This window comes from Thalassobacter sp., from assembly GCF_982993085.1.
The window spans coordinates 1-21668 of record NZ_CEZFMW010000010.1; the positions used below are offsets into that span (position 1 = coordinate 1).

17 protein-coding genes and 1 pseudogene are annotated in these 21668 nt (G+C 60.3%); 7 read left to right on the forward strand and 11 right to left on the reverse strand.

What is annotated here, in order from left to right; genetic code table 11:
- Nucleotides 1-445 precede the first annotated feature (445 nt).
- From AC4GMC_RS03035 to AC4GMC_RS03070, 8 genes and pseudogenes are all read right to left on the reverse strand, one after another.
- Nucleotides 446-1483 (reverse strand): YeeE/YedE thiosulfate transporter family protein, encoded by a 1038-nt coding sequence (locus AC4GMC_RS03035; protein ID WP_487877731.1) that lies wholly within the window; start codon nt 1481-1483, stop codon nt 446-448.
- Between the two features lie 196 nt (nt 1484-1679).
- Nucleotides 1680-3095 carry a carnitine 3-dehydrogenase gene (locus AC4GMC_RS03040; protein WP_487877730.1) on the reverse strand — a complete coding sequence of 472 codons (1416 nt, stop codon included), beginning with the start codon at nt 3093-3095 and terminating at the stop codon, nt 1680-1682.
- On the reverse strand, nt 3092-3844 hold the full coding sequence (locus AC4GMC_RS03045) for an SDR family oxidoreductase (RefSeq protein ID WP_487877729.1): 753 nt from the start codon (nt 3842-3844) through the stop codon (nt 3092-3094). Before AC4GMC_RS03045 ends, AC4GMC_RS03040 begins: the two co-directional genes overlap by 4 nt.
- Before the next feature lie 209 nt (nt 3845-4053).
- A pseudogene (locus AC4GMC_RS03050) lies at nt 4054-4956 on the reverse strand (beta-keto acid cleavage family enzyme); the annotation flags it as partial.
- A 77-nt stretch (nt 4957-5033) separates the two neighbouring features.
- Nucleotides 5034-5816, reverse strand: coding sequence for a carnitinyl-CoA dehydratase (locus AC4GMC_RS03055; protein WP_487877728.1), 783 nt, complete (start codon nt 5814-5816; stop codon nt 5034-5036).
- Nucleotides 5817-7778, reverse strand: a complete 1962-nt coding sequence (locus AC4GMC_RS03060; protein WP_487880196.1) for an acetate--CoA ligase family protein — start codon at nt 7776-7778, stop codon at nt 5817-5819.
- A 27-nt stretch (nt 7779-7805) separates the two neighbouring features.
- On the reverse strand, nt 7806-8966 hold the full coding sequence (locus AC4GMC_RS03065) for an acyl-CoA dehydrogenase family protein (protein WP_487878353.1): 1161 nt from the start codon (nt 8964-8966) through the stop codon (nt 7806-7808).
- Nucleotides 8967-9068: 102 nt separating this feature from the next.
- Entirely contained in the window at nt 9069-11564 is a 2496-nt protein-coding gene (locus AC4GMC_RS03070) for an adenosylcobalamin-dependent ribonucleoside-diphosphate reductase (RefSeq protein ID WP_487879437.1), read from the reverse strand.
- Nucleotides 11565-11662: 98 nt separating this feature from the next.
- Between AC4GMC_RS03070 and AC4GMC_RS03075 the strand changes: the two genes are divergently transcribed.
- Nucleotides 11663-12094 (forward strand): DUF1489 family protein, encoded by a 432-nt coding sequence (locus AC4GMC_RS03075; RefSeq protein ID WP_487876901.1) that lies wholly within the window; start codon nt 11663-11665, stop codon nt 12092-12094.
- 106 nt (nt 12095-12200) lie between these two features.
- Here the strand turns inward: AC4GMC_RS03075 and AC4GMC_RS03080 are convergent, their stop codons facing one another.
- Nucleotides 12201-12410 (reverse strand): SlyX family protein, encoded by a 210-nt coding sequence (locus AC4GMC_RS03080; protein ID WP_487876900.1) that lies wholly within the window; start codon nt 12408-12410, stop codon nt 12201-12203.
- Between the two features lie 88 nt (nt 12411-12498).
- Here AC4GMC_RS03080 and hisS point away from each other — a divergent pair, with 88 nt between their 5' ends.
- From hisS to AC4GMC_RS03105, 5 genes are all read left to right on the forward strand, one after another.
- Complete coding sequence (hisS, locus tag AC4GMC_RS03085; RefSeq protein WP_487876899.1) at nt 12499-13977, forward strand: histidine--tRNA ligase; 1479 nt, start codon at nt 12499-12501, stop codon at nt 13975-13977.
- Nucleotides 13962-15074 (forward strand): ATP phosphoribosyltransferase regulatory subunit, encoded by a 1113-nt coding sequence (locus AC4GMC_RS03090; RefSeq protein WP_487876898.1) that lies wholly within the window; start codon nt 13962-13964, stop codon nt 15072-15074. The genes hisS and AC4GMC_RS03090 overlap by 16 nt, the downstream gene beginning before the upstream one ends.
- Nucleotides 15071-15760 (forward strand): ATP phosphoribosyltransferase, encoded by a 690-nt coding sequence (gene hisG, locus AC4GMC_RS03095; protein ID WP_487876897.1) that lies wholly within the window; start codon nt 15071-15073, stop codon nt 15758-15760. Before AC4GMC_RS03090 ends, hisG begins: the two co-directional genes overlap by 4 nt.
- A 331-nt stretch (nt 15761-16091) precedes the next feature.
- A complete protein-coding gene (gene lepA, locus AC4GMC_RS03100) occupies nt 16092-17888 on the forward strand; it encodes a translation elongation factor 4 (protein WP_487876896.1) in 1797 nt (598 codons plus the stop codon).
- A 124-nt stretch (nt 17889-18012) separates the two neighbouring features.
- Nucleotides 18013-18339 carry a TraR/DksA family transcriptional regulator gene (locus AC4GMC_RS03105; protein WP_487876895.1) on the forward strand — a complete coding sequence of 109 codons (327 nt, stop codon included), beginning with the start codon at nt 18013-18015 and terminating at the stop codon, nt 18337-18339.
- A 15-nt stretch (nt 18340-18354) separates the two neighbouring features.
- Here the strand turns inward: AC4GMC_RS03105 and AC4GMC_RS03110 are convergent, their stop codons facing one another.
- Both AC4GMC_RS03110 and AC4GMC_RS03115 read right to left on the reverse strand, forming a co-directional pair.
- Nucleotides 18355-18474 (reverse strand): entericidin A/B family lipoprotein, encoded by a 120-nt coding sequence (locus AC4GMC_RS03110; protein ID WP_072936595.1) that lies wholly within the window; start codon nt 18472-18474, stop codon nt 18355-18357.
- Nucleotides 18475-18562: 88 nt separating this feature from the next.
- Nucleotides 18563-19294 carry a Dabb family protein gene (locus AC4GMC_RS03115; RefSeq protein ID WP_487876894.1) on the reverse strand — a complete coding sequence of 244 codons (732 nt, stop codon included), beginning with the start codon at nt 19292-19294 and terminating at the stop codon, nt 18563-18565.
- Between the two features lie 354 nt (nt 19295-19648).
- Here AC4GMC_RS03115 and AC4GMC_RS03120 point away from each other — a divergent pair, with 354 nt between their 5' ends.
- Complete coding sequence (locus AC4GMC_RS03120; RefSeq protein WP_487876893.1) at nt 19649-21667, forward strand: M3 family metallopeptidase; 2019 nt, start codon at nt 19649-19651, stop codon at nt 21665-21667.
- The last annotated feature ends 1 nt before the right edge of the window (nt 21668 follow it).

Sequence of the window (21668 nt, forward strand, 5' to 3'; positions counted from 1 at the left end):
CAATGAATGGGCGGGCTTTACGGGGCCATGTGGGGGGAGTCAAGCGCGATAGCCTCGACACGAGCTTGAACCCATGACGCAGACACCACGAAGCCAACCATTGCCGGGTATATATAGTAGAAAAAGCAAAAGGCGCCCGGTTCCTTGCGTGGAACCCAAAGCGCCCGGTCAGCACCACAGTGATGCGTCTATCACAGGTCCGTCCCGGGTGCGGTGTTCCACCATCTCCCCGGGAGTTCGCCAATGCACTGAGCATCGGGCTTGCGCCTCGAATACTCATGGCCTGTTATCGCCTGCCTACGATATTCGTTCTTATTTCTGGCTGCTCAAAGAACTTCCAACAAGGCTAACACAGCCGAATCACCCTGGGAAGGGGGTGATTCGCTACTGTGGATAAATATGTTGATTTTTTGTGGGCAGATTGTGGATAAGCGCCCAGATCGCGCTAAGCCAGAACCGCACCAGCAGGCCGCAAGCCCAGCACATAGCGCGCCAGAACAGCACCAGTGACAATCGCGGCCAACGCCAGCATGGCCGATAGGCTCAGAGTGGCAACGCCGCTAAGGCCCGCACCGATTGTACAGCCGCCGGCCAAAACACCGCCAACGCCCATCAAGACACCGCCTGCGCCGTAGCGCACGGTTTGCTGAGGCTCGGCAAAGCTGACCAAGGCCAGTTCAGACCGCACAAGCGCGCTCAGGAACGCCCCCACCATCACGCCACCAATTAGACCGGTGCCAAACCCAGCAGGAATGGCCGTTGAGGCGATGACCCAAAACAGGCTGTCCGTCCAAGGCAAGGTAAAAGCGATAGATTGCACCGGGGACGGATCGAACTCATCCATCAGCAGGGTTGAGGTGCCGACCCAGCCAGCAGCCACCAGCAGGCCAATAAACGCCCCCAGCGTCAGATGCGTGACAGATGCGCCGCCCCGCTTTGCCAACCACACACTACCTGCAACCAAGCCAAGCGGCAGCACAACGCCAATGCCCGGAACCGCCGCGATCGTGGCAAACGGCAGCTCAAATGAGATATCGCCAAGCGTCGTACGCAGCGGCGCCAGAATACCCTTCATCATCGCGTGGGCCGTGATGGCAAAAACCACCAAAACCGTCAGTGCGCGCATGTTTCCGGTCGCTGTCAGCACCGTCAGGCGCGTGACGCAACCGCGCGTCAGCACCATCCCAACCCCAAACGCGAGCCCCCCCAGCACAATCGCAAGTGCAGGGATATCGGGATTGAGATAGCGGGTTTCGTCCAGAACCGCATAGCCCGCGCCCACCGCGAATTGCACGGCGGCAATCGCCGTCGCAAGCGCCAGAAGCCAGACGGCCAGGCCCGCCCGATCCATGCCATCTTCGCCAGCAACCGAGCGCCGCAAACAAAACCGGGTAATCTGCGCTGCAATGCCAAACAGCACGCCCAGCGCCAATCCAAACAGAAGTTGAATATTCAGATCAGAGGGGATGTAATCCAGCAGCATGGGCGTACCTATTTCTTTGTGTTCGCACCATATGCGTTCTCACAAAGCAGAATACAAAGCCTCTGATCGGAAATATATTCCACCATTACGGCTGATGCCGGACGCACGTTCCGCTTTCTCAAGGATCACAGGCCAACGCGCGTGCAGCCCAGCCTCTGGGCAACACGCGCGTCCCTTTTTCGCTCCAAAAGGCGGGTTAGCCCCGCTGCCCCACGTAGCGCCCTGCCCCCTCGGGCCGGGGCATCCCCGCATGCGCCTGTGCAAACGTGGCCAACGCCTCGGCCACATCCCCCCGCGCAGGCGCGCTGCGCCGTGTGCTTAGGTCAACATGCAGAAGGAACGTTTCCATGGTGGCCGCGACATCACCCTCGGGGGTCATCATCCGGTGAAACAGATGCATCTTTTTGGGCCCGCCCTCTAGCACTTGAGTGCTCACACGGACGTGGTCGCCTGCGTGCATCTCATCCAAGTACTGCAAGTGATTTTCAGTGGTGAAATAGCTCAATCCTGTGGCGATATAGGCGGCATCGGCACCGATCATCTCCATAAAGCGGTCGGTCGCGGCTGCCCCTAGTTCAAGGTAATGCGCCTCATTCATGTGCCCATTGTAGTCGGTCCATGTCTGCGGGATCACCCGATCTTGGGTAATGGGCAAGGCCTCTGGCGTCGCACTTGCTTGCGGCAAGCTGGCCTCATGGGCCGCGATTACCCCACCCGCCGCGGCATTGGTCCGCTTAAGGCTGCGTAGAATGCCCACAAGGTTATCGTCGCGCAAACGCTCCAACTCCCGGATAGACAGGTGCCCCGACTGGGCGTCGGATTGCCCCGCGATCAGATCAACCAACTCATCCGTAAACTCGGGCACATCCATCAGCTTGGTCCACGGCCACTGCAACGCGGGGCCGAACTGCGCCATAAAATGCTTCATCCCGGCCTCTCCGCCCGCCACGCGGTAGGTTTCAAACAGCCCCATCTGCGCCCACCGCAGGCCAAAGCCCATCCGAATCGACTCATCGATTTCTTCCGTGGTCGCGACACCATCTTTGACCAGCCAAAGCGCCTCACGCCAAACCGCTTCAAGGAAACGATCCGCAATATGGGCGTCGATCTCTTTGCGCACATGCAGGGGCGAAAACCCGACGCCGCGCAACAGGTCCGCAGCCCCCGCAGGCACGTCGCCCACCAGTTCGATCAGCGGCAGCAGGTACACCGGGTTAAACGGGTGCGCCACGATACACCGCGCGCCTTGCGCCGTCAGCTCGGACGGTTTGAACCCACTGGTCGAAGACGCGATCACCGCACTTTCCGGGGCCGCCGCGTTCAACTGCGCCAAAACCGCGTGCTTAATATCCAACCGCTCCGGAACACTTTCCTGCACCCAATCGGCGCCTTCACAGGCGTCCTCTAGCGAACAAAAGCTCAGCGTGCCCTCGCTCGGCAACGCCCGATCATACAACGCGGGCAAGGACCGCCGCGCACCCGCCAACACTTCGTTGATCTTGCGCTCAGCCTCTGGGTCGGGGTCGGCCACCGCCACGTCCCACCCGTTCAACAGGAACCGTGCTGCCCAACCGCCGCCAATTACGCCGCCGCCAATAATTGCTGCCTTCATGTCATCCGCTCCGTATGGCCATCAACGGCCAGTGTTTGTCCTGAAATTCGCTTGCCCGCATCCGAAGTCACGAACAAAACCATATCCGCGATGTCCTCTGCGGTGACCCATGTGCGCAGGGATGTGCCCTCGGCATAAAGCGCGCGCATGTCCTCAACCGTGCAGCCCTTTGCGGCTGCCTCCTTGGCCAAGACCCGCTCCATCCGGGGGCCTTCAACCGCACCGGGCGCCACCGCGTTGACGCGTACGCCCGCCGGGCCCAATTCCATCGCGAGGGTCTTCATCAAGCCGATCACCCCCCATTTCGCCACGACGTAGGGCGCGCGCGAGGGCACGCCCCACAGCCCAGATGTTGAGGAAGTCAACATGATTGACCCCGCCCCCTGCGCAGCCATCAACGGCGCAGCCCAGCGCGTGGCCAGAAACGCGCCGTCCAGATTGGCCGCCAAAGTGGCGCGCCAATCCCCAAGGCTCATGTCCGCAATGCCCGCCGCAGGCCCACCGATGCCTGCATTCGCACACAACACATCCACGCCGCCCATCGCCTCCTCAACGCGGGCGAAAAACGCAGCCATCTGCGCCTCATCCGTGACGTCAGCAGCCACCCCCAACATGCCCTCGGGCACCTCGCCGGGATCAACATCACAATAGGCGACCCGCGCCCCTTGCTCTGCAAACCGCCTCGCCAAACAGGCACCAATCCCGGCGCCGCCAGCGGTGATGACAACCCGCGCACCTTCGTGCGTCATCGGGATGACTTATACGTGCCAGCCTCAATCGATGGCCAAGCTTGATCAAACGGCATGACACCCTCATGCTTCAGGTGCCAATGCGTGTCGATGCCGTCCCAGCCCTTGCCCCGGAACACATGCCCACACTCAGGGCAAGTCTTGCGCCCGGACGCGCTCTCCGCCGACACAGGGCCCGCAACACTGCGCGCATCGCGCAGATCATCACGCGGCGCACGCTTCACAAGCCCCAGCTTTTCGCGCACCTCAGCGGGGCCAATCACCCGCGCGCCCATGCCCTCGATCACTCCAACCGCACGCTCAACAAGCTGTGCATTGGTGGCCAAAACACCTTTTTCCAGCCAAAGGTTGTCCTCAAGACCCACCCGAACGTTGCCACCCGCCAGAACACTCGCCGCAACATAAGCCATCTGATTGCGCCCCAGCCCAAACGCACTGAACGTCCAATCCGACGGCACATTATTCACCATTGCCATAAATGTGTTCAGGTCATCCGGCGCCCCCCAAGGCACCCCCATGCACAATTGCACCAAGGCGTCAGAGGTCAAAATACCCTCAGCCACCAATTGCTTGGCAAACCAAAGATGCCCGGTATCAAATGCCTCAATCTCGGGCTTCACGCCCAAATCGGTCATCATCTGCCCCATTGCCCGCAACATACCGGGCGTGTTGGTCATCACATAATCCGCTTCGGCAAAGTTCATCGTCCCACAGTCAAGCGTGCAGATTTCCGGCAAGCACTCCGCAATATGCGCAACCCGTTCTGTCGCCCCCACCATGTCGGTACCCGAAGTCACAGGGAACGGCGCCTCGACACCACCAAACACGATGTCACCGCCCATACCGGCGGTCAGATTCAACACAACATCAACGTCCGCATCGCGGATCCGGTCCGTAACCTCCCGGTACAACCCCAAATCACGCGAAGGCACGCCGGTTTCAGGATCCCGCACATGGCAATGCACCACTGCCGCACCGGCCTTCGCCGCCTCAATCGCACTCTCCGCAATCTGGGCAGGCGAACGCGGCACATGCGGACTGCGATCCTGTGTTCTGCCGGATCCTGTGACGGCACAGGTGACAAACACCTCTCGGTTCATCGTCAGTGGCATGTCTTACTTCCTCGTCATCTTTGGTTTCAAAATATCCCCGCTGGAGGCCAGATTTTTCCTAAAAATCTGTGGCCACCCTAGCGCCCCGTCCAGACGGGATCGCGCTTCTCAGCAAAAGCACGCGCACCTTCTAGCTGATCCTCAGATCGGTACAGCCGTTCCACACTCTCGAACTGGCTGGATTTAATCCGCAGCAATGCATCCTGGAACTTCATGTCTTCCGCTTCGCGCACCACTTCTTTGATCGCCGCAAACACCAGCGGCGGCCCACTCGCAAGACTATCCGCCAAGGCCCGCGCCTCAGCCATCAAATCTTCAGCAGCGACCACCCGGTTTACCAGTCCCCAACGCGCGGCTTCCTCAGCCTCCAGCCAGCGCCCGGTCAACAACATTTCCATGGCGATGTGGTATGGAATGCGCTTGGGCAACTTGATTGACGCCGCATCCGCGACAGTCCCCGAGCGGATTTCCGGCAAGGCAAATGATGCACCCTCAGCGGCCAAGATGATGTCGCCCGACAAAGCCAGCTCCAACCCGCCACCACAGCAAATGCCGTTCACAGCCATGATCACCGGCTTGTTCAGCCCGCGCAGCTCTTGCAAGCCGCCGAAACCACCCTTGCCATAATCCCCGTCCACGGCGTCGCCATCGGCTGCGGCCTTCAAATCCCAACCGGGGCAGAAAAACTTCTCTCCCGCGCCCGTGACCAAAGCCACTCGCATCTCTGGGTCGTCCCGAAATGCTGTGAACGCCTCGCCCATGGCCCGGCTTGTCTCAAGATCAATCGCATTGGCCTTGGGCCGGTTAAGCGTGAATTCAAACACGCCACCGCGACGCTCGATGTGAAAAGGGGTGTCCATTTAGTTCTCCGCCATGCGCACCAATGCGTCCACTGCCACCGCACGGGTGGGTGTGCACAACACCGGGTTAATCTCAACTTCCCACAACGCATCCGCATGGGCCTGCGCGAAGTCCTGCACGGATTGCACCAAAGCCACAAGACCCTCCCGGTCAACACCCCGCGCCCCGCGCCAGCCCGCCAATTTCGGCGCAATCGCCAAGCGGCTAAGGGCTGCGTCAATCTCATCCGCAGTGCTGGGCACCAATAGCTGGACCGTATCGCCCCACAACTCCGTATCGACCCCGCCAGCCCCCAGCGTCAGCACAAAGCCATGGGCCGGGTCGCGCACTACAGCGACCAGCACTTCGGCCGCAGCGTCGGCAATCATTTCCTCCACCAAAACCTCACCACCCAGCGTCGCCTTGGCCTGCGCCAAATCACCCGCCGCGACGTTCAGCATCACGCCCCCGGCCTCAGTTTTGTGGGCAAGCCCCGTGGCCTTTACCACGAACGGCCCGGCCCCATCACCGCGCGGTACGACCACGCCATGCGCCGCCAAAGCCGCCTTGGACCGTGCCTCGCCCCACACCACGGGCAACCTGCTGCTCGGCACAGGCAGCAAAGGCGGCGGACCGTCATCGCGTGCCATCGAACCGACCACAGCAATAGCGGCCAAGGCCTCAGACATGCCCAAAAACGGCACAATACCCTTCGCAATCAACCGCTGTGCGACATCCTCCGGCAAAGCCTCTGGCAAACTCGACACCAACCCCATGGGGGTATCACTCGCTGCAGCGGCGGCCTCAAGCGCTTCAATCGCAGGCGTCCACGCATCCACGTCGCAGCGATCCCCGCGCGGAAAGTCCAACACCAGCACGCCCATATCCACGGCACCCGCCATCATGGCCGTATAGGTAGCTGTCATCGCTTCGCGGTCAGCCCAAATGTAGGTGTGGTAATCTAGCGGGTTGGCCAGCGCGACCTTGGGGCCCAGCGCCGCGCGCAGCCCATCTGATTGCCCCTGACACAGTGCGGGAAACGTCACACCCAATCGCGCACCCAAATCCGCCATCAGGCTCGCTTCGCCGCCCGAACATGACGCTGACACAACACGCGCACCCGCCAAACCGGCGGTGCAATGCAACAGCTTCAACGCCTCCAACAGCACCGGAAGGCTCTCAACCTCTCCAATTCCAAGGCGTGCAAACAACGCCGACGCCCCGGCACTTGATCCGACCAAAGATGCGGTATGCGACACCGCCCCCGCCTGCGCCTGCGCCGACCGGCCCACCTTCAATGCAACGATCGGCACCTCGACTTCGCGGGCAACTCCCACAAACCGGTCCAGATCATCGATCCCCTCAAGGTATAGCCCGATCGCGCTGACCCTTGGGTCGGCCGCCAACTCAGCGATCACGTCACTCACACCACGGCTCGCCTGATTGCCAAGCGTCACCACATAGGCAATCGGTAATCCCCGCGCCTGCATGGTAATGTTGAGCGCGATGTTCGAACTCTGCGCCACAATCGCCACGCCCCGTTCGACGGGCACGCCACCATGCTGATCAGGCCACAACCCAACCCCATCCAGATAGTTCAAAAGCCCATAGCAATTGGGCCCCAAGAAGGGCATTCCCCCTGCAGCTGCCAACAACGCGGCCTGCATTTCACCGCCGTCCGCCAACTCCGCCACGGCTTCCGAAAAGCCGGAGGCAAAACACACCGCCCCCCCGGCTCCCATCGCGGACAACGCAGCCACCGCCTCGACGGTTGCGGCCCGGTTCACCCCCAAAAACACAGCATCCGGCACGCCCGGCAGATCCTCGATCCGCGCGACATCCCCACGGGTGGGATGCACCCACCACACCGGCCCGTCAAAATCCCGGCAATTCGCAAGGACCGACGCACACCATGCGCCGCCCCCCACAACAGCAATGGACCGAGGCCGCAAAAGCCGCCCCAACCCATCCTTTGTTCCCAAAATACTCCCGCCGGAGGCTCCCACGCCTCAGCCCTCCAAAGGCCGCAACAACTCGCGCGATATGATGTGACGCTGTATCTCGCTGGTCCCGTCCCAAATGCGCTCCACCCGCGCATCGCGCCAGAACCGCTCAATCGGATAATCATCCATCAGGCCCATCCCACCATGGATTTGCAACACAGCATCCGTGACCCGCGCCAACATCTCCGAAGCATAGAGCTTTGCACTCGCAATCTCACGGTTCGCGGGCAGCCCCTCATCCAAACGCCACGCGCTCGCAAGCGTCAGATAATCGGCGGCATCAATTTCCGTGACCATATCCGCCAGCTGAAAACTCACCCCCTGAAACTTACCAATCGCTTGTCCGAACTGCCGACGCTCTGCGGAATAGCTCAGCCCCAAATCAAAACAGCGCCGCGCCCGGCCCACCGCCATCGCCGCCACCGTGATCCGGGTCGCATAAAGCCACTCGTTCATCACCGCAAAACCACCATCCACCTCACCCAAGACTTGGGCATCCGGCAGGCGGCAGTTGTCGAACTCAAGGATCATGTTCTTGTAGCCCCGGTGGCTGACGCTCTTATAGCCGTCCCGGATCGTGAACCCCGGCGTGCCGCGGTCCACCAAAAACGTGGTGAGCCGCTTTTTGGGGCCCTTTGGGGTTTGGTCCTCACCGGTCGCGACAAACACAATCACGAAGTCCGCGTGCTCCGCCCCCGAGATAAAATGCTTAGTCCCGTTCAGCACCCAATCGCCGCCATCGCGCACCGCCGCACAGGTCATGCCCCGCACGTCCGACCCCGCGCCGGGTTCGGTCATCGCCAACGCATCCATCCGCTCACCGCGCACAGCCGGCATCAGATACCGCTCGCGCTGCTCGCCTTCGCAGGCCATCAGAATATTCTGGGGCCGCCCAAAGAAATGCGTCAACGCCATGGACCCACGGCCCAATTCCCGCTCAACCAACGCAAAATCAACGTGGTTCAGCCCAGCGCCACCAACCTCTTCGGGAAAATTACAGGCGTAAAAGCCCAACTCTAGCGTCTTGGACTTGATCGCTTCGGCCACGGCGGGCGGCACTTCACCGGTCCGCTCAACCTCCGCCTCATGCGGATAAATCTCAGTTTCTACAAACGACCGGACCGTATCCACGATCATCTGTTGCTCGTCGCTCAACCCAAAGTGCATGGAATGTCCCCAGTTTTAGGGGCACCCTAGCAACCAAAACCGCAGATACCAGCCCGATAAAGACGTCCTAAACGCAGTTAGCGGCACCGCCGCTTGAATGCCCTAACCGCATTTTGAGTGGCCACAGTCCCGGCACGTCATGCACCCTTCGATCATCTGCATCCCGTATTGGCCACAACTCGGACAGGCAGGCCCCGCCGCTTGTCCGGGTAAGTTAACCACCTCGGCCTTTGGGTCGGCCTTTAGCCCCATCCCTTCACCCTCAATGAACCCGATAGAGATCAGGTGCTGCTCAATCACGCCCCCAATCGCCGCAAGAATCGATGGGATATATTTCCCCTCCACCCAAGCGCCCCCGCGCGGATCAAACACCGCTTTCAGTTCCTCAACCACAAACGACACATCCCCACCCCGCCGGAACACCGCCGAAATCATCCGCGTCAACGCAACCGTCCACGCAAAATGCTCCATGTTCTTGGAGTTGATGAACACCTCGAACGGACGCCGATGCCCGTTCAGGATCACGTCATTAATGGTGATATAAATCGCGTGCTCGGTGTTGGGCCACTTCACCTTATAGGTCTGCCCCTCCAACGACGCGGGTCGCCGCAACGGCTCCGACAGGTGAACAACCTCCGCTCCAGTTTCATAGGGCAGTATCGTCTCGGGGTCGCTGGGTCCATCGCCAAAAAGAAGCCATCCTGGAGAAACATTCAGCAATGTTGAAAACTGTTGCGCGCGACCTTTTGATAGCTCCTGCCTACCGCTCAAAACACGCGACACATGTGTACGCTCAATTCCCAATTTATCTGCAAAAACAGACGGCTTATCGAAACCAGCACGTGTCATCGCCCACTTCACACGTTCAATAACTGTCGGAAGTTCTGGCACTACCTCCTTCTCCTCCGATACACTCAACACCGATCCCGTCACCGCGTTCGGCCGGTACGTCGTACAGCCCTTACAGCCCTGATCCCAAGCCGCCATGTAGACGTCCTTAAAATCCTCAAAGCTGATATCTTCGGGGCAGTTGATCGTCTTTGAGATACTCGAATCGATCCACTTCTGCGCCGCCGCCTGCATCCGCACGTGATCTTGCGGCGCCAGCGTTTGGGCATTCACAAAGTAATCGGGCAGTTCCCGATCGCCAAACTTTTCGCGCCACATCTGAACGGCGTAGTCCACGACTTCCTCTTCGGTCCGCGATCCGTCTTTTTGCAACACCTTGCGCGTGTAGGCATAGGCGAACACCGGCTCGATGCCCGAACTGACGTTGCCCGCATATAGCGAAATGGTCCCCGTCGGCGCGATTGAGGTCAACAGCGCGTTGCGAATGCCGTGCTCTGCGATTGCGGCGCGGACATCGTCATCCATCGCCTCCATCGTGCCGCTGGCCAAATAGGCCTCCGCGTCAAACAAAGGAAACGGCCCCTTTTCCTGCGCCAATTGCACCGAACTCAGGTACGCGGCGCGTGCGATCCGGTGCAACCAGCGGTCCGTCAGACGCGCCGCCTCCTGTGATCCATAGCGAGATCCCACCATCAACAACGCATCCGCCAACCCGGTCACGCCCAACCCAATGCGCCGTTTCGCGCGGGCCTCCGCGGCCTGTGCCTCTAGCGGAAAGCGGGACGCATCAACCACGTTGTCCATCATCCGCACCGCAGTTCCGACCAAGGAAACCAAAGCCTCCTCATCCAAATCCGCCCCGTCCTCAAACGGCCGATCCACCAGCCTCGCCAGATTGATCGAGCCCAGCAAACACGCGCCATACGGCGGCAAAGGCTGCTCACCGCAGGGGTTCGTCGCCGCGATCGTCTCACAATAATTCAAGTTGTTAGCCGCATTGATCCGATCGATGAAAATCACGCCCGGCTCGGCATATTCAAACGTGGCCTGCATGATCCGGTTCCACAGATCACGCGCATCCATCGTGCGGTACACACGGCCGTCAAACACCAAATCCCAAGGCGCATCGGCCTTCACCGCCTCCATAAAGGCATCCGTGACCAACACACTCACGTTGAACATCCGCAACCGCGCCGGGTCCGACTTGGCTTCGATGAAATCAATGATATCGGGGTGGTCGCAGCGCATCGTGGCCATCATCGCACCGCGACGTGATCCCGCCGACATGATGGTGCGGCACATCGAATCCCACACATCCATGAACGACAACGGCCCGCTGGCGTCCGCTGCCACACCGGTCACGCTCGCGCCCTTGGGGCGGATGGTCGAAAAATCGTACCCAATGCCGCCACCCTGCTGCATCGTCAGAGCAGCCTCCTTCAGCATGTCGAAAATCCCGCCCATGCTGTCGGGGACCGTGCCCATGACAAAACAGTTGAACAAGGTCACCGACCGCGCCGTACCAGCACCCGCCGTAATCCGCCCCGCGGGCAGATACTTGAAATCCTCTAGCGCCGCATAAAACCGCGGCTCCCAAACCTCTGGCTCCGCCTCAACCGCCGCCAAGGCCCGCGCGATCCGCCGCCATGTGTCCTCCACCGAACGGTCCAGCGGCGTCCCATCCGCCTTCTTGAACCGATATTTCATATCCCAAATCTGTTCAGCAATCGGAGCGGTAAAACGGGTCATGGCAGTGATCCTTGTTTTCAATAACAGCGGAGACACACAATAGCTTGAAGACCTCTCAAAATCCACTACCATATGTTGTGAATTATGGGGACGACTCTGTGGATAAGCCTGTGCATCTTATCAAACTCTGCGTTGGAGCAGAAGCGGTTGAGGACCTTCTGGCGTGGCAAAACCACCCCCGCGCCAAAGGCCCAGACGGCATGCCGCGCCACGTCACACGCATGTGGCCCAAACGCGAACCCGAGATCGTGGGCCAAGGCTCGCTGTTTTGGGTGTTCAAGGGCCTTATCCTATGCCGCCAACCGATAGTCCGTTTCGATGAGGTGATCGGCCACGATGGCATCCGCCGCTGCGGCATCGTGCTGGACCCAACGATTACCCGCGTCACGCCCGTTCCCAAACGCCCGTTCCAAGGGTGGCGCTACCTCCAAGCCGCCGACGCGCCACTCGATCTGCGCGAAGGCCGTGAGGCTGACGACCCCTTGCCCGACACACTGGCACGCGAACTGGCGGACATCGGGCTGCTCTAACGCCGCCCGGCCTCCTTTGTTCCCAAAATACTCAAATGCTGCACCAGCGGCTATCTGGGGCCGCGCCCCAGATCCCCAGACACTTAGTCCCCAGTAACCGGGCGACCTACCAATGCGGCGGGCGCTGATCGGCCAGCGGAACGGTGCCGCCTGCGTCCAATTCGCTCTCGGCGGCGCGGCGCATCAACGCTTCAATCCGACGCTCCGCGACGTCCAGCGTCTTGGCGTGTCCGGCCACCACATCCGACAAATCTTCGACCACACGGGTCAGGTGCGCCACCTTTTCCTGCAACGCAATCATTTCCACATCACTCATCTCTCACCTCGTCCAATTGTCCCATTGCTTGCCCCCACGTACTGGGGCGGGTAAAGGCGGGGCACCTGATCAATCATCGGACCGACCCATGGCCAAACCCAAGAAATCCCCGCGCCCCAAGGCCGAACCGCCCAAGGGCTTTCGCGACTATTTCGGCACCGAGGTGTCCGAACGCAAGGCTATGTTGGATCAGATCGCCGCTGTCTACCATTTGTATGGGTTTGAGGCACTCGAATCTTCGGCCGTAGAAACGGTCGAAGCCTTGGGCAAATTCCTCCCCGACGTGGACCGCCCCAATGAAGGCGTCTTTGCGTGGCAAGAAGCCGACGAGCACGACAAGGGTGACTGGATGGCCCTGCGCTATGACCTGACCGCGCCGTTGGCCCGCGTCTATGCACAACACCGCAATGACCTGCCCATGCCCTATCGCCGCTTTGCGATGGGCCCCGTTTGGCGCAACGAAAAACCCGGCCCCGGTCGGTTCCGTCAGTTTTATCAATGCGATGCCGATACCGTCGGCGCCCCTTCGGTCGCAGCGGACGCAGAAATCTGCGCCATGCTCTCGGACACGCTCGAGGCCGTGGGCATTCCGCGCGGCGACTACCTGATCCGGATCAACAACCGCAAAGTGCTCAACGGCGTGCTTGAGGCCACAGGCGTCACGGATGACACCCAACAGGCCGACGTTTTGCGCACTATCGACAAGTTCGACAAAGTCGGTGAGGCAGGCGTACGCGAGCTGCTGGGCAAGGGCCGCTTGGACGCGTCCGGCGCCTATATCGACGGCGTTGGCCTGACCGACGCGCAGGCCGAACCGGTCCTCGCGTTCCTTACCTCCAAGGGCGCGACCTCTGCCGACACGCTCGCCAACTTGCGCGCGGCCATCGGCGACAGTGCAGTAGGCACCGAAGGCGTAGAAGAGTTGCAAACCATCGCAACCCTGCTCGAAGCCCAGGGCTACGCCGCCGACAGGATCGTGATTGACCCTTCGGTCGTCCGCGGCCTCGGCTACTACACGGGCCCAGTCTATGAAGCCGAACTCACCTTTGAGATCAAAGACGAAAAGGGGCGACCTCGGCAGTTCGGCTCCGTCGCAGGGGGCGGTCGCTACAACGGCCTTGTGCAACGTTTCACCGGCCAAGAGGTTCCCGCAACCGGCGTATCCATCGGCGTTGACCGCTTGCTCGCAGCGCTCCGCATGAAGGGCCGCGTCGCCGCCACTCCCCCCGGTCCTGTGGTCGTCACGGTCATGGACAAGGCCCGCATGGCCGACTACCAACAAATGGTGTCTGAACTGCGCGCCGCAGGCATCCGGGCCGAGGTGTACTTGGGCAACCCCAAGAACTTTGGCAACCAGCTGAAGTACGCAGACAAGCGGCTTAGCCCGGTGGCAATCATCCAAGGTTCAGACGAGGCAGAGCGCGGCGTGGTGCAAATCAAGGACCTGATCCTTGGGGCCAAAATCGCCGAGAGCGCCTCACTTGAGGAATGGAAAGCCCAACCCGCCCAACGCGAAATTTCGCGCGCCGATCTGGTGGAAGAGGTTCGCAAGTGCCTGGAGCAGTAGACAAAATCGCAGACCGGGCCGAAGCCGCACGGGTGCTAGAGGCGTTTCAACACGCCGGTGCCACCCCGGTGGAAACCGACCTTTTGCAGCCCGCCGAAACCCTGTTGGACCTATACGGCGAAGACATTCGGGGCCGTGCCTTCATCACCCAAGACCCCGATCAGGGTGAGATGATGCTGCGCCCCGATTTCACAGTACCCGTCGTGCAAATGCACATGGACAACATCGAGGCCGGCGGCCCCGAGCCCGCGCGCTACGCCTATATGGGTGAGGTGTTTCGCAAGCAAGAAAGCGACGCGACCCGCGCCCGTGAATACCTACAGGTTGGCTTTGAGCTGTTTGATCGTACCGATCCCGCGCGCGCCGACGCTGAGGTTTTTGCTCTGTTTTCAGAGGTTTTGTCGCCGCTCAATGTGCGGGCTGTGACCGGGGATATTGGCATCCTGATTGCGGTCGTAAATGGGCTGTCCACGTCCGAACGTCGCCGCGCAGCCCTGCGACGCCACATCTGGCGTCCGCGCCGGTTCCGCACGTTGCTAGACCGCTTTACGGGGCGCAACCCGGTGCCCGCGCACCGCGCAGCCCTAATCGCGGACCCGCGAGCGGCCTTGGCCGTGGCTCGGGACGCCGTGCAAGTCGGCAAACGCGCCCCGCAGGAGGTCGCGGACCGGATCGAAGCCCTTCGGGTCGACGCCGCAACCCCGCCCATCGGCGAAGCTGAGGCAGATGTGATCGACGCGGTGCTGGACCTTAAGGCCCCGCTGTCCGGCGCGCTGCAAATCCTGCGCGACATCGCCATCGACCTGCCCGCAATTTCGTATGCTACCGACATGTTTGAAGCCCGGCTTGAGGCACTAGACGCGGCCGGTATCACAATCGCCGACATCCCGTTTGAGGCCACCTATGGGCGCACCTCGATGGAATATTACGACGGTTTTGTGTTTGGATTTACCGGCGCACCACATCTGCCGCCTGTGGCCACTGGCGGGCGCTATGACGCACTGACCTCGGTGTTGGGCCAGGGCCGCGCAATCCCGGCTGTGGGCGGCGTCATTCGCCCCGCCCTTGTCCGCCAAATGCGGGAGAACCTCACATGACGCTCAAGCTGGGGGTGCCGTCCAAGGGGCGGCTGATGGAAAAGACATTTCAATGGTTTGGCAAGCGTGGGTTGACGCTGTCGCGCACTGGATCGGAGCGGGAATATGCTGGCGCGGTTGAGGGGGCAGACATCGAGCTGGTCCTGCTTTCGGCAGGTGAAATCCCGCGCGAATTATCCGCCGGGCGCATCCATTTGGGCGTCACGGGGTCGGACCTTGTGCGGGAAAAACTGAGCCTTTGGGACCAGCGGGTCGAAGAGCTTGCGCTGATGGGTTTTGGTCATGCGGACCTGATCCTAGCGGTGCCGGTCGCGTGGGCGGATGTGGACACCTTGGATGATCTGGACGCGGTTGCCGCCGCGTTTCGTGCGCAGCACGGTCATCGTCTGCGGATTGCCACGAAATATCACCGTCTGGTGCGTGACTATTTGCGCGACGCGGGCGTGGCCGACTATCAACTTGTCGATAGCCAAGGCGCGACGGAGGGCACTGTCAAGAATGAGACGGCAGAGGCCATCGCGGACATCACCTCAACCGGCGAAACGCTGCGTGCGAACCACCTGAAAGTTTTGGGCGGCGGGCCGATCCATCAAAGCCAAGCGACGCTGTTTCGGTCACGGGCGGCAGATTGGACAGTTGAAGACCGCGCTGAGCTAAAGCGACTTGAGGGTATTTTGGGCCTCTGACCCAATAGGTCACGCCTTATGTCCTATTGTTGCGCGCGCGCAACAAAGGGTCAGTCTATATTACTGATAATTAACGTATATTTAACAAAGTCCACATCGCATTAACCACAAGATGTGGGGCGGTGTCCCTCTATTTTGCGGTACGTTGGTGTCTTGATGCAACCGCGATCTGGTCATTGTGTTCATGTGTATTAAATGCCTGATCAGTGCAACCTGAGGCGCTGCATAATTCAGACCGCCTGCCCCCTATTTTGACGGCCAAATTCAGACGCCTTTACCCTCCCGCATCTCCACCATTGACCAAGCCCGAAAACCGCATCATATCCCCATCATGACCGACATCGACAAAATCCGAAATTTCTCCATCGTCGCGCACATCGACCACGGAAAATCCACGCTCGCTGATCGCCTGATCCAGGAGACGAACACCGTCGCCGTTCGGGACATGAAAGAGCAACTGCTTGATTCCATGGACATTGAGCGCGAGCGTGGCATCACAATCAAGGCCAACACCGTGCGGATCGATTACACCGCCGACGATGGTCAGGATTATGTGCTGAACCTGATCGATACCCCCGGCCACGTCGACTTTGCCTATGAGGTCTCCCGCTCTATGCGTGCGGTTGAGGGTTCTTTGTTGGTGGTCGACAGCACGCAAGGTGTTGAGGCGCAGACGCTGGCTAACGTGTATCACGCGCTGGATGCAGACCACGAAATCGTGCCGGTTTTGAACAAAATCGACCTGCCCGCGTCAGATTGTGACCGTGTGGCCGAGCAGATTGAGGATGTGATCGGGATTGATGCCTCTGAGGCCATTCAGGTTTCGGCCAAGACAGGCGTCGGCATCCGTGAAACGCTTGAGTCCATTGTCAAACATCTGCCTGCGCCCAAGGGCGATCCGGATGCGCCGCTTAAGGCGATGCTGGTGGACAGTTGGTACGATTCGTATCTGGGCGTGATCGTTTTGATCCGCGTTATTGATGGCCGCCTGAAAAAAGGTGAACGCGTTAAGTTTTTGTCGAATGGGACCACGCACCATGTGGACCGGATTGGCGTGTTCCGCCCGGCGATGGCCGAAATCGATAGCCTCGGCCCCGGTGAAATCGGGTTCCTGACGGCGTCAATCAAGCAGGTCCGTGACACGCGCGTGGGTGATACGATCACCCATCAAAAGTCCGAAGTTGAGGCTTTGCCCGGCTTTAAGCCCGCACAGCCAGTGGTGTTTTGTGGGCTGTTCCCCGTGGACGCCGCCCAGTTTGAGGACATGCGCGACAGCATCGACAAACTCGCGCTGAACGACGCATCCTTTAGCTTTGAGATGGAAACATCCGCGGCTCTTGGGTTTGGTTTCCGCTGTGGTTTCCTTGGGTTGCTGCACCTTGAGGTGATCCGTGACCGGATTGAGCGCGAGTATGACATCGATCTGATAACCACCGCGCCGAGCGTTATTTATGACATTCACATGAAGGACGGCACGGTCGAGCAGCTGCATAACCCTGCGGATATGCCAGACCTGACCGTTGTAGATCACATCGAAGAGCCGCGGATCAAGGCCACGATCCTGGTGCCCGATGAATACTTGGGCGACGTTCTGAAACTGTGCCAAGACCGTCGCGGCCTACAGTTGGATCTGACCTATGCAGGGTCACGGGCGATGGTTGTGTATGACCTGCCTCTGAACGAGGTCGTGTTTGATTTCTACGACCGCCTGAAATCGGTGACGAAGGGCTATGCCTCGTTCGACTACCAAATGATTGGTTACCGCGAAGACAATTTGGTTAAGATGTCAGTGCTGGTCAACGACGAGCCCGTGGACGCCTTGTCAATGATGGTGCACCGCGAACGCGCCGAAACACGCGGTCGTGCGATGGTCGAAAAGCTCAAGGAGCTGATCCCGCGCCACATGTTCAAAATCCCGATCCAAGCGGCCATCGGCGGCAAGGTAATCGCGCGCGAAACCCTGTCGGCCATGCGTAAGGACGTGACCGCCAAGTGTTACGGCGGTGATGCCACTCGGAAGAAGAAGCTGCTTGAAAAGCAGAAAGCCGGTAAGAAAAAGATGCGCCAGTTCGGCAAGGTAGAGATCCCGCAGCAGGCGTTTATCAATGCATTGAAAATGGATAGCTAAGGCTGTCCGTTTTGGCGGCTGTGCTGGCCATAAGGCGCGCACAGCCACCGATCCAGTTGACCCATATCAACGCGAGCGTCTGAGGCCGGGCGCATAGTTCATCCGCATAACGGAGGATGAACCCATGGCTGCAAGCCCAACCTATGCTGAAATAAAAACCCGACTGCTGGACAGACGTGCTCAGTTAACCCGTCAGATGCAGATCATCGAACGGGATCTGGACCAGCCCGCCCCCCGAGACGCGGAAGACGCTGCAAGTGAGCGGCAGGGTGATGAGGTCATGGAGGCGCTTGGCATCCATGACGCCCAAGAGGTTCGCGCGATTGATGCCGCCCTCGCCCGGATCGAAACCGGCGAATACGGCATCTGTCAAAAGTGTGGTGACGACATTTCCGCCGCGCGCCTAGAGGCCGTGCCCACCGCATCGCTGTGTCGAAACTGCGCGCGGTAGCAAAGCGGCAGTTCGCTATTGTACAGCGCGTTCGATGGCCTGCCCGGCGCTCGTGATGTCACGGCCCACGCCTTGGATTGTTCCACAGGCAGTCAGGGCCACCAACATTGCCACCATCACACAAATACGGGTCATGCCGCGTTCTCCTTTGGTCTTCATATGTATTAACCATATCCAAACGAGCGCGACCAGCGCCCTAGACTGGGTCGGCGAAAGGGTGCTGTTAGATATCCAGCACGCAAATGCCTTTGGCGCCGCCCTCACACATCGCGACCAATTGCGCCCCTGCGGTAATGTGATCGGGGTGAACTAAATACGCGTCACGGGCGGCCGCATCCTCAAAATCGATGGTGACGGCATGGGTATAGCCGCGCGCGGCGCCCTCACGGCTCGTATTTGGGCCGGCACGGACCGGGCCCATGCCAGCGACGGCGCTGCGCAGATCCTCTAGTTTCGCCCAAAGTGCGTCGATCTCAGCCTGCGGAATGCTGGCTTTGATCTGGCACAAAACGATGTGGCGTACGGGGTCGGGGGCTGGGCGCAGGCGGCCATTGATCTCTAGCAGATTGCCCTCTGGATCCTCGACATAGACGTGGCGCAGCCCGGGGATTGCGAACTCTCCGGTGACGGAATGGGGCACGCCCGCCGCGGCTAGCCGCGCGATCACACCGTCCAGATCATCGACCTGAAGCGCCACGTGGCCACCAATACTGGGGTTATGGGCCATGTTGTTTTTGGCCGCAAATTCCGGGTCTGGCGCGATCAGATGTAGGCCAGTGTGGCCCTCACGCCCGTCACCCAAAAGCGCGAGCTTGTCTGGATCACCCGGAAGGTAGCCGCGCGTTTCGGGAAAGGCCCATGTGCCCAGCGTCATGCCCAGAATTTCGGTATAGAACCGAGCGGTTTGCGGCACGTTGCGTGCCTCTAGATTGACGTGATGTATGGACCAAGCCATGCGCATCCCCCCGTTTCGCAGCAAGTCTATTGCGGGCAGCTTGCGACGTACGCTGAGGATTATCCAGCGTTCTTTGGCGGCAGGGCGGCTGCGTTAACGGATTGGCCACAATGGTTAAGGAATACCCCAACTTGACCACCCTAGCGTCACATTCTGGCCCTTTACCAAGGGCAGGCTGATCTTAGGCTTTTCGAAGCATGACCTCCTCCCATTGGGACCCGGTTGAGCCGAACGTTTTTGGCCCACCGGCGTTTCCAGAAAGGTCCGCGTGTCCCTCGCACGCGGGCCTTTTTGCGGCTTGGGACTGGCGGAGGGCAGGCAGCACCCCTAGCTTGAGGTCAAAGGAGATTTCCCATGACCAACCCGTTACTTGCCGATTGGACTGCCCCGCACGCCCTGCCCCCGTTTGAGGCACTGGAGGATGCGCATTTTGGCCCCGCGTTTGACGCCGCCGAAGCAGAAGGCCGCGCTGCAATTGCGGCGATTGCCGACGCCCCAGAGCCGCCGACATTCGCCAACACAATCGAAGCGTTGGAACGCGCGGACAAGCTGCTCGACCGGGTGGCGGGCGTGTTTTACAATATCGTAGGTTCGGACAGTAACCCCGAGCGTGAGGCGCTGATGCGCGATCTGGCCCCGCGCATGTCGGCCTATGCCAGCGAAATCACCAACAACGCGGCCCTGTTTGCCCGCATTCAAACTCTGTGGGATGCGCGCGATGATCTGGGCCTTAGCCCGGAACAGGCACGGGTTTTGATGCTGTATCACCGCAGTTTTGTACGCTCGGGTGCCGCACTAGAAGGTGCGGCTCGCGATAGGCTGACGGAGGTGAAATCACGTCTGGCAACACTGGGAACAACGTTCACCCAAAACCTGCTGGCCGATGAGCGGTCGTGGTTTATGACGTTGTCCGAGGATGATCTAGAGGGCCTACCTGATTTTGTGGTAGCCTCGGCGCGTGCCGCGGGTGAGGAAAAGGACGCAGGCGGGCCGGTCGTGACGCTGTCACGGTCATTGATCACGCCGTTTCTACAGTTTTCGCCGCGCCGGGATCTACGTGCCAAGGCCTTTGCGGCATGGACCGCGCGGGGCGCAAACGGCGGCGACACGGACAACCGCGCCATCTGCGCCGAGATCCTAGCCTTGCGCGCGGAGCGTGCCCAGTTGCTCGGCTACGACACCTTTGCCGACTATAAGCTTGAAACCGAGATGGCCCGCACACCGGACGCGGTACGCGGTTTGTTGATGCAAGTCTGGGAACCCGCGAAAGCCGCCGCCGACAAGGACGCGAAAATCCTAGAAGCGATGCTGCACAAGGACGGATACGAAGGTCCGTTGGAGCCATGGGATTGGCGCTATTACGCATCGATCCGGCGCAAGGCTGAGCATGACTTGGATGAGGCAGAGCTAAAGCCGTATTTGCAACTGGACCGCATGATTGAGGCGTCGTTTGCCTGTGCGAACCGGCTGTTTGGGTTGGAGTTTGCGCCCCTCGACGTCCCGCTTTACCACCCTGATGCCCGCGCATGGGAGGTCACGCGCAACGGCGCGCCTGTCGCGGTTTTCGTTGGCGATTACTTTGCCCGTGGGTCCAAACGGTCGGGGGCGTGGTGTTCAGCGATGCGGTCACAGTCCAAGCTGGACGGGGCCGTGACGCCGATCGTCGTGAATGTTTGCAACTTCGCCAAATCTGACCCCGCGCTGCTGTCCTATGACGATGCGCGCACCTTGTTCCATGAATTCGGCCACGCCCTGCACCAGATGTTGTCGAACGTCACCTATGGGCTGATTTCCGGGACCTCGGTGGCCCGTGATTTCGTGGAACTGCCCAGCCAACTTTATGAGCATTGGCTGGAGGTGCCCGAGGTGTTGGAAGAATTCGCAACCCACGCCGACACAGGCGCGCCGATGCCACGCGACCTGTTGGACCGCCTGTTGGGCGCGGCCACCTATGACATGGGCTTTTCCACCGTGGAATACGTAGCCTCGGCGCTGGTCGATTTGGCGTTCCATGAGGCCGCCGACGCCCCAGCCGACCCGATGCAAAAACAGGCCGAAGTGCTTGAGGCGATTGGCATGCCCCGCGCAATCCCGATGCGCCATGCGACGCCGCATTTTGCCCATGTGTTCGCAGGCGACGGATATTCCGCCGGGTACTACAGCTATATGTGGTCCGAGGTGATGGACGCCGACGCATTCGATGCCTTTGGCGAAGCGGGCGGCCCGTTTGACCCCGAAATCGCCGCCAAGCTAGAGGAATTCATCCTATCGGCGGGCGGCTCGGAAGAGGCGGATGTGCTGTATACCAAGTTCCGGGGCCGGATGCCGGGGGTTGAGGCTTTGCTCAAGGGACGGGGGCTGTTGACAGCCTGAT

What these genes read in the sequence shown, in the direction of transcription:
- AC4GMC_RS03110 (WP_072936595.1), bottom strand. Translation starts at nt 18,474, where the DNA reads ATGACCCGTATTTGTGTGATGGTGGCAATGTTGGTGGCCCTGACTGCC.
- AC4GMC_RS03040 (WP_487877730.1), bottom strand. Translation starts at nt 3,095, where the DNA reads ATGAAGGCAGCAATTATTGGCGGCGGCGTAATTGGCGGCGGTTGGGCA.
- AC4GMC_RS03080 (WP_487876900.1), bottom strand. Translation starts at nt 12,410, where the DNA reads ATGAGTGATGTGGAAATGATTGCGTTGCAGGAAAAGGTGGCGCACCTG.
- hisG (WP_487876897.1), top strand. Translation starts at nt 15,071, where the DNA reads ATGACGCTCAAGCTGGGGGTGCCGTCCAAGGGGCGGCTGATGGAAAAG.
- AC4GMC_RS03105 (WP_487876895.1), top strand. Translation starts at nt 18,013, where the DNA reads ATGGCTGCAAGCCCAACCTATGCTGAAATAAAAACCCGACTGCTGGAC.
- AC4GMC_RS03070 (WP_487879437.1), bottom strand. Translation starts at nt 11,564, where the DNA reads ATGACCCGTTTTACCGCTCCGATTGCTGAACAGATTTGGGATATGAAA.
- lepA (WP_487876896.1), top strand. Translation starts at nt 16,092, where the DNA reads ATGACCGACATCGACAAAATCCGAAATTTCTCCATCGTCGCGCACATC.
- hisS (WP_487876899.1), top strand. Translation starts at nt 12,499, where the DNA reads ATGGCCAAACCCAAGAAATCCCCGCGCCCCAAGGCCGAACCGCCCAAG.
- AC4GMC_RS03055 (WP_487877728.1), bottom strand. Translation starts at nt 5,816, where the DNA reads ATGGACACCCCTTTTCACATCGAGCGTCGCGGTGGCGTGTTTGAATTC.
- AC4GMC_RS03045 (WP_487877729.1), bottom strand. Translation starts at nt 3,844, where the DNA reads ATGACGCACGAAGGTGCGCGGGTTGTCATCACCGCTGGCGGCGCCGGG.
- AC4GMC_RS03065 (WP_487878353.1), bottom strand. Translation starts at nt 8,966, where the DNA reads ATGCACTTTGGGTTGAGCGACGAGCAACAGATGATCGTGGATACGGTC.
- AC4GMC_RS03035 (WP_487877731.1), bottom strand. Translation starts at nt 1,483, where the DNA reads ATGCTGCTGGATTACATCCCCTCTGATCTGAATATTCAACTTCTGTTT.
- AC4GMC_RS03115 (WP_487876894.1), bottom strand. Translation starts at nt 19,294, where the DNA reads ATGGCTTGGTCCATACATCACGTCAATCTAGAGGCACGCAACGTGCCG.
- AC4GMC_RS03120 (WP_487876893.1), top strand. Translation starts at nt 19,649, where the DNA reads ATGACCAACCCGTTACTTGCCGATTGGACTGCCCCGCACGCCCTGCCC.